Source organism: Thermoanaerobaculia bacterium (genome assembly GCA_035717485.1).
GTDB lineage: Bacteria > Acidobacteriota > Thermoanaerobaculia > UBA5066 > DATFVB01 > DATFVB01.
In genome coordinates, this window is the sequence record DASTIQ010000006.1 from 54432 (window position 1) to 61897 (window position 7466).

Annotated in this window: 6 protein-coding genes; 1 reads left to right on the forward strand and 5 read right to left on the reverse strand. The window is 68.1% G+C overall.

Going from position 1 to position 7466, the window contains the following annotated elements:
• Window positions 1-2 precede the first annotated feature (2 nt).
• The 5 genes from VFS34_00370 to VFS34_00390 all read right to left on the reverse strand — a co-directional run bounded on the left by VFS34_00370 (window position 3) and on the right by VFS34_00390 (window position 6720).
• Window positions 3-1481: a glycosyltransferase family 39 protein gene (locus VFS34_00370; GenBank protein HET9792886.1), complete on the reverse strand. Its 1479-nt coding sequence runs from the start codon at window positions 1479-1481 to the stop codon at window positions 3-5.
• Window positions 1482-1592: 111 nt separating this feature from the next.
• Window positions 1593-2126, reverse strand: coding sequence for a hypothetical protein (locus VFS34_00375; protein HET9792887.1), 534 nt, complete (start codon window positions 2124-2126; stop codon window positions 1593-1595).
• A gap of 183 nt (window positions 2127-2309) precedes the next feature.
• Window positions 2310-2945, reverse strand: coding sequence for a hypothetical protein (locus VFS34_00380; GenBank protein ID HET9792888.1), 636 nt, complete (start codon window positions 2943-2945; stop codon window positions 2310-2312).
• 81 nt (window positions 2946-3026) lie between these two features.
• The gene (locus tag VFS34_00385) at window positions 3027-4577 is read right to left on the reverse strand and encodes a hypothetical protein (protein ID HET9792889.1); all 1551 of its coding nucleotides are present in this window, start codon (window positions 4575-4577) and stop codon (window positions 3027-3029) included.
• Window positions 4567-6720 carry an acetate--CoA ligase family protein gene (locus tag VFS34_00390; GenBank protein HET9792890.1) on the reverse strand — a complete coding sequence of 718 codons (2154 nt, stop codon included), beginning with the start codon at window positions 6718-6720 and terminating at the stop codon, window positions 4567-4569. Before VFS34_00390 ends, VFS34_00385 begins: the two co-directional genes overlap by 11 nt.
• Before the next feature lie 48 nt (window positions 6721-6768).
• On the opposite strand from VFS34_00390, the gene VFS34_00395 reads away from it, so the two are divergent.
• Window positions 6769-7466: SLC13 family permease (locus tag VFS34_00395; protein HET9792891.1), on the forward strand; the 698-nt coding region annotated here is incomplete at its 3' end.

The following is a 7466-nucleotide window of genomic DNA, read 5'->3' on the forward strand; positions in this document are numbered from 1 at the left end:
CGTCAGCGGTCGGGAGCGATCCGTTTGACGACCGCTCCTTCTTCCGCGCCGGGAAAAGCGATCCCGGGGTAAGGCTCCGCCCATCGCGTGAGCGCCGAAGTCCGACCACCGCGAAGGACCAGCCACGCGGTCTTCCCCGGCTCACGGAGCCACGCGATCGATGCCGGATCGTCCCGGACCGTGACGATCGAACGCGCGCCGGGCGAGTGCAGTGTCTCGAACCAGTCCGCCCCCGCGACGTAGTAAGTGACGCAGACGAAGGTGTAGTCGGTGTCGGTGATGATCCGCTCATCGGCCGGGCTCGCCCGCAGGTAAGCGCCGAGCGGCCGCCAGTCGGGTCGGCCGGTCCGAAAGTATTCGCGGAGCGACACGATCTCGAGCGCGGCGGACAGGATCAGCAGCCCGATTCCGAGCCGCTTCGTCGAAGGTCGGGCGATCAGCGCCGACAGGGATAGCGCAAAAAGGCCGACGAGGGCGATTCCCATCGGCGTGTAGTGGAAGATCGAGTCGAAGATCGGATGATGTCGTTCCAGGATCTCGAGGATCGCGAACCCGCCGATGGACCACGGCAGAAGGAACCGAACGCCCGGCCTTCTGCAGGCCAGGACGGCCCCGGCGGCGCATCCCCCGGCGAAGAGCGCTCCCGGCCACCCGAGAGGCTGCCAGTCGACGTGTCCGAAACCGAAAAACGAGAAGAACCGGGGGATCCGCGCCATCGAAAATACGGGAGCGGTTCCCATCGGAGCGCCGCGGATCCCGGTCAGGAAGACCGGCCACCACGGCAGGAACCCGAGCCACAAGGCGATTGCGAACACCGGACCGGCCGCCAGGAATCGACGCGCGGAACGCGACCGGACCCGGTCGGAGGAAAACGCGTCCTCGATGACGAGAGCGGCGCCGGCCAGGAGGAGGGCGAGCGCGGCGACGTAGAGAGCGTACGCGGTCGCAAGGCTCGCGCCGTAGAGGGCGGCCAGGCGCGTGACCGAGGGCCGCGCCAGGAAGCTCTCGAGCGCGAGCAGTGACGCGCACAACAGGAACATCCCGAGCGAGTACGGTCTCAGTTCCTGTGAGTAGTGGACGTGGAACGGTGAAACGGCGAGGAGAACGCCGGTCACGACCCCGGCGATCCGGCCGGCCCGCCGGGCCATGAAGGCCGCCGCCGTGACGACCGTCGCCGTTCCCCAGACGACCGCCGGCAGCTTTCTCGCCGCGTCGGAGGGATGCAGCGTGCCGAGAATCTTTCCGACGACGTAATCGATGGGCGCCTGGATTCCCTGGGACCGAAGCGACCGCCACAACCCTTTCCAGGAATCGTGAATCGTGAAGGATTCCAGGATCTCGTCGAGCCAGTACGAAAAATGATTCAGACGATAGAGGCGAATGGCGACCGCGACGAGGGCGAGGGAGCCGAGGATCGCCCACGGAATGGTGCGCGGTCGATCCTCCCCGCCGGGATCCGCTTGCCACGGAACACCCTTCAACGGCTTGTCTGAAGAAGGTAACTCAACGGGAGCGCGATGGGCAATGGAAGCTCCGACCGGCGGGGACAGAGTCAGGATTCCCGGGATGCTGAAGCGCCGTTCCGGATCCCCTTATTGCGGCTCTTTGAAAGAGACACGGCCATCGTTCAGGATCGTGATGCTCGATCCTTCCTCCACCGAGCGAAGTGCGACGGCGCTTCCCCGCCGCCACTGAACTCCGATTTCCGCGCCGCGATGAGGATAGGCGACGAGCGTGACGTCCTGTCCGTCCTTGCCGTCGAGCGTCAGGAGAGCGTTTCCCCCGGTCTTCGTCTCGTCCGTGACGTAGCCGCCGCGCTCGTCGCCCGCCGCGTCGCAGATCAGGATTCCGGAAACGGGTTCGTCCCGCTTGATCCGGCGGCCATCGGCGATCGGGTCCGGTAACGGGGCGCCCAGGCGAACTCGTACCGTGCCGTTCGCGTCGACGACGGAGAGCCCGCGGACGGTGAGGAATCCGGGTGTTTCCCGTCCCCGAGGCGAATGACAGGCGCTGACGACCACGGCGACAGTGACCAGGTAGCCCGCTCCGATCAGCGCCACCAGCCTCCGAAGCTCCCGGATTTCGTCCTCCAGGTTTCGGCTGTTCCCTCGTTCTCCGTTCTCCATCGGTCGTCCTCCTTCGCTGGCGGGCGTGCCGCCCGCGCCCCGTTGCCGCTTGCTCAACCGATGCCAGCATCAATCCGATGGACGAGCAAGGGGAACTGCCTCCCGTTCTCGACGGACTCGGAACGGTTGGGAGTCGACGGCCGATCGATCCCGGCGCGCTTTGGAATTCCGCTGGCGCGCTCGTCAGGAATGCGCGGCCCAGATCTTGATCGAAACGACTTTCCGGTTCTTCACTTCGATGGAAATGGGAAACGGCTGATAGCTCAGGAGAGTGGTCTCCGTGCCCTGCAATTTCTCCGAGGCCGTCACGGGGCCCAGAACGTCCTTCAGGAGCCGGATCGAATCTCCCAGCCGAAGCCCGGAAAAGCTGTACGGGTCGGGCGTCTCCTCGCCGGAGAGCTGGATCGCCGTGGCGCGCCCTGCTTTGAACGTGACGGCGAAATAGGGATTGGCTTCGGGGTCTCCGTGAATGGGATAGACGCGGATCGTCTCGCCTCTTCCGCCCCCGACGACCTTCCACGGCCTCCCCAGGCGGTCGTCCACTCTTTCCGTCGTCTCGTCGACCGCGATCGCTCCGATGTGGAGGCATGGAGCGAGGCCCCGGTCGCGCGGCCGAGGTTCGTTCTCGGAGATGCACACCAACGCGCCTCCGAGGTAGCGAAACTCGTTGACGACACCGACCGGGGGCGGCGGGAAGGAGACGGCGTGCTGCGCCGCGGCCGGCGGCACGACGCAGAGGACCGCGGCCGCGACGGAAGTGACCGCGCTCCATACGACGATTCGCCTCCGCGGCGGCGAGATGCTCGACTTCCGCTTCATCGGGTCGCTCGTGGCCATTATGCGGAGAGCGGCAGGCGCAGCCAGATGCAAATGCATGCCGCCGGGAAGGGGCGGTTCGCTTCAGTCGAGCGAGTGGTCGGTGTTTTCGGCGCCGACCCGAAGGCGGTGCCCACGTGCCGTCGGCGCCCTCGCGCCGGATGCGGTCACGAGCGTGGTCAATCCGAGGATCCATGAAAGCAGGGCGGTGGCTTCGGCGGCAACGGCAACGGGTGCCGGCCGGGACCGCCGAAATGCTTCGAGCATCCGGGGATAGGAGGCACCGCTGATAACGATGATTGGCCCGTTCGAATTCGCGAGGAAGCCGCTCGGTTCGGCGAACAGAGCCAGGTCCCCGGCAACCGTCAGAAGCAGGAAGCCCGACAGCAGGATCGGGAACCATCGGCCTCCCCGTGGGCTGTGGACGAGCCCCCAGGTGAGGAGGAGTGCTTCCGGAAGAGCCATCGCCCACAGGTACCAGCCACCCACTCCGCCCGGCGAGCGATAGGCGGCGAAATTCTTCGTCGCGAAGTAGGCGGCGGCGATGAGGAAGAGGATGACGGGGATCGAAACGGATGACAGGTTGCGGCGATCCCGTGCACTCGACCGCGGAGCCGAAGCCGACTTCCACAGGCAGACCGCGAGTCCGATCGCGAGCACGACGTAGACGAGCGACGGAAAGACTCGAACCGACATCCCGGACACCCACAGGTGGGACTTCACGAAGGCCCAGGCGTCGCGAGCCCAGGGGACGTCCCGGAGTCGCACGGCGGCCGGGTGGGTGAGCACGTCGGCCAACGCGATTTCGGATCCGTGGATCCGCCGCGACAGAACGGCGAGCGCAACGGCCGGCAAAATGAGGAGGGCGGCCGCGATCCTTCGGTTCCGCTCTCCGCGGCGGAGAGCCCGGACGAGAACGCCCGGAATTGCCGCGAGGCCGTACAGCTTGGCCCAGGGAGCAGTCCCGGTCGACGCGGCGGCCAGGATCGCTCGTCTCCGGCCGCGCGAATCCTCGAGCGACGCACCGATGCCGATCGCGAGGCAGAGTGCGCACAGGGCGTCGTTGCTCACGCGGACGAGCGCGATCGCGAAGCCGGGAACGAAGGCGAGAAGGGCGAGCGGAAACCAGGCGCGCTCCGAGAAACCGGCGCGCCGCGCGGCCACGATGGTCGCCACGCCCACGAGGAGAGCGAGCCCGGCGTTGACGATTCGCAGAAGGTACAACTCGGCAATGGGAGAGAGGGGCGGGAGAATTCGGAGGAGCAGCCCCGCGCCGAGATAGTAGGCCGGAGACTGCTGCGTTTCGTAGTTCCCTTGCCGCGGCCGGGGGGCCGGACCATTGGTCATGCCCGGAACCCGCGCGTCGAAGCCCCCGCGGCGGCCGCGCCAGTCGCGCTCGGCATCGACGATGCGCGTCGGGACGTAAACCGAGCGGAAAGCGTGCCAGCGCGGGGTTTCGGCGCACGTTTCCACGTAGCCGTGATGCGCGTACTCGTCGAAGCCGCCCCAGGGGAGAAGGAGGAACGCCCACGCGAGGAGGCGGCAGCCGAGAAACAGGAAGACGAGAAGTTCGATCCGGGAGAGCGGCCGGGGCCGCTCGGGAACCGCCGTCCGACGATCCGGATCAGCTCCCATTCCCCGGTTCGCGACCGGACACCCGGATCCGGACGTCCACGGCCAGCCCGCCGCGTCCCTTCGGCGAGACGAAGAGCGGGTTGACGTCCATCTCCGAGATCTCGGGGAAGTCGGTCACGAGCTGGCAGACGCGGAGGATCGCCTCGACGAGGAACTCGCGGTCCCCCGCCGGCTCGCCGCGGACGCCGGACAGCAGCGCTCCCGCCTTGAGCTTGTCGAGGGCTTCGAGGACTTCTTCGCGGGAGACGGGGGGCAGCACGAACTTCACGTCCTTGAAGATCTCGACGTAGCGGCCGCCGAGCCCGAACATCACGAGAGGGCCGATCCGCGGATCGTTCGTCGCGCCCGCGACGAGCTCGCGGCCGCTCGCCTCGCGCTGCAGGATGTACCCCTCGAGATGTTCCGCCGCGCCGTGCCGCGCGAGATCCGCTTTCATCCGCGCGAGCGCCTCGCGGAGCTCGGCGGCGTCCCGGATCCCCGTGGCGACGCCCCCGACGTCCGACTTGTGGACGATCTTCTCGCCCGCCGCCTTGAGGACGACCGGATAGCCGACTCTTTGCGCTGCCGAGGCGAGGAGCGATTCGCGGCGCACGAAGACCGGCCGCGCGGCGGGAATTCCCGCCGCCGCGAGCACCGAGAACGCGTCATCCGGATCGAGGTAGCCGCCGCCACGCCGCCGTCGCCGCGCGATGATCTTCCGGATCGTCTCGGTCCTCATCCGGAAACGCCGGAACGTTCCGCGCGGCTTCTTCTGCCAGCGACCGATCTTCCACATTTCGGCGAGCACGCGCGCGGCCGGTTCGGGGAAACGGTAGATCGGCGGATGCGCCGGCATCGACCGCGCCTCGTCGTAGAACTCCTCGTTGGCCATGAAGACGGAGAGAACGGGCTTCTCCGCGCCGCGGGTCGCCGCCATCAACGCGTCCCAGACGGAACGGGGTCCGTAGAGGACGGGGGTCACGTTGATGACGAGAACCGAGTCGACGCCGCGATCCTCGAGCAGGATCTTCGCCGCGCGCCCGTAATTGACGTCGGAGGCGGAGGCGATCATGTCGACGGGATTGCCGAGCGACGCCTCGGACGGAAGGAATGCGGCGAGACGCCGCTTCGTCCGGGCCGAGAGCTCCGCGAGCCGCAGGCCCTGCTGGATCACGGCGTCGGTCGCCATGATGGCGGGGCCGCCGGCGTTCGTGAGGATGGCGACCCGGTCTCCCTTCGGGAGGGGCTGCGAAGTGAGCGCGGAAGCGAGGTCGAAGAGCTCCTCGATCGTGTCGGAGCGGGAGACCCCGCACGCTTCGAGCACGGCGTCGATCGCCACCTCGGAGGCGGCGAGGGCGCCGGTGTGGGAGGACGCGGCGCGCGCTCCCGCGACCGTCCGGCCGGACTTCACGACGAGCACCGGCTTCTTCTTCGTGATCCGGCGCGTGAGCTCGACGAACCGGCGCGGGTTCCCGAACGACTCGAGGTAGAGCGCGATGATCCGCGTGCGGGGGTCGTTCTCCCAGTAGCCGAGCATGTCGTTGGAGGAAATGTTCGCCTTGTTTCCCATCGACACGAACTGGGTGAACCCGAGCTTGAGCGCCTGGGCCACGTTCAGGATCGCGACGCCGAGGGCGCCCGACTGCGACGCGAACGCGAGCGGCCCGTAGGAGGCGGGGGTGGGGGAGAACGTCGCATCCATCGCGTATTCCGGCTCCGCGTTGATCACGCCCATGCAGTTCGGGCCGATCATCCGCATCCCCTTCTTCCGGACGAGCTCGACCAGCTGCCGCTCGAGCTCCGCGCCGTCCGGTCCGACCTCCTTGAAGCCGGCCGTGATGACGACGAGGCCCCGGATACCCTTTTTCGCGCATTCCGAGACGACGCCCAGAACGCCCTCCTTCGGCACCGAAATGATCGCGCAGTCGATCTCGTCCGGAACGTCGAGGACGGAGGCGTAGCACTTCACGGAATGGAGGACCGACGCCCGCGGATTGATCGGGAAGATCTTCCCCGTGAAGCCCGAACGGAACAGGTTCGAGAGGAGATTGCCGCCGATCGAGTGCGGCCGGGTGGAGGCGCCGACGACGGCGATCGCGCGCGGGCGGAAGATCGCGTCCAGCCCTTCCGGGCGGGGGATCTCGCGTTTCCGGTGGCTCTTCACGCGCCCGGCATCCTAGCATTGGCCGCGTTGGTCGAAGGAATGCCCCCGATGCTGCGGCGGAACCTGTTCCTGCTGGCGACGGCGGTGATCGCCGCGGCCGCGCTCGCGACCGGTCTCGTTCCCTGGCGGGACATCCCGCGGGTCGAGGATTCCCGGCTGCTCGTCACGCTCGCCGCTCTCGTGATCTCCGTGGGGCTCCTCCGCGGGTCCGGATCGCTCGACTTCGCGGTGCGCCGCGTCGTGCGCCGGTTCACCCGCGCGCGGTCGCTGACCGCGGCGCTCGTCGTCGCCTCGGGAGCGCTCTCCGCGATCGTCACCAACGACGTCGCGCTCTTCGTCGTGATCCCGTTCACGGTCGCCGCCTCGCGTTTCTCCGACTTCCGGGTCCGGAACGCGGTGATCCTCGAGATCACGGCGGCCAACGTCCTCGGATGCGTGTCGCCGATCGGAAACCCGCAGAATCTCTTCCTGCTGCACCGTTCCGGGATGACGATCGGCCGATTTCTGTCGGCGATGACGCCGTTCGGCGCCGCCGCGGCCGGCGCTCTCGGGGCGGCGATCCTGATCCTGGAGCCGGCACGCGCGATCGTGCCGATCGAGCGCGCCGTGCCGCCGGTCGCGCCCGCGGCCGCGGCAGTGGGAGGGGCCGGAATCCTCCTCGTTCTGCTGTCGATCACCGGTTTCGTTCCTCCGCTCGCCGCGCTCGGCGTCGCCGCGTTCGGATGGCTCCTGCTGCCGGGCCGCCG

Bases quoted from the DNA above. Each gene is read 5' to 3' on its own strand.
- VFS34_00375 (HET9792887.1), bottom strand. From the start codon at position 2,126: ATGGAGAACGGAGAACGAGGGAACAGCCGAAACCTGGAGGACGAAATC.
- VFS34_00385 (HET9792889.1), bottom strand. From the start codon at position 4,577: ATGGGAGCTGATCCGGATCGTCGGACGGCGGTTCCCGAGCGGCCCCGG.
- VFS34_00380 (HET9792888.1), bottom strand. From the start codon at position 2,945: ATGAAGCGGAAGTCGAGCATCTCGCCGCCGCGGAGGCGAATCGTCGTA.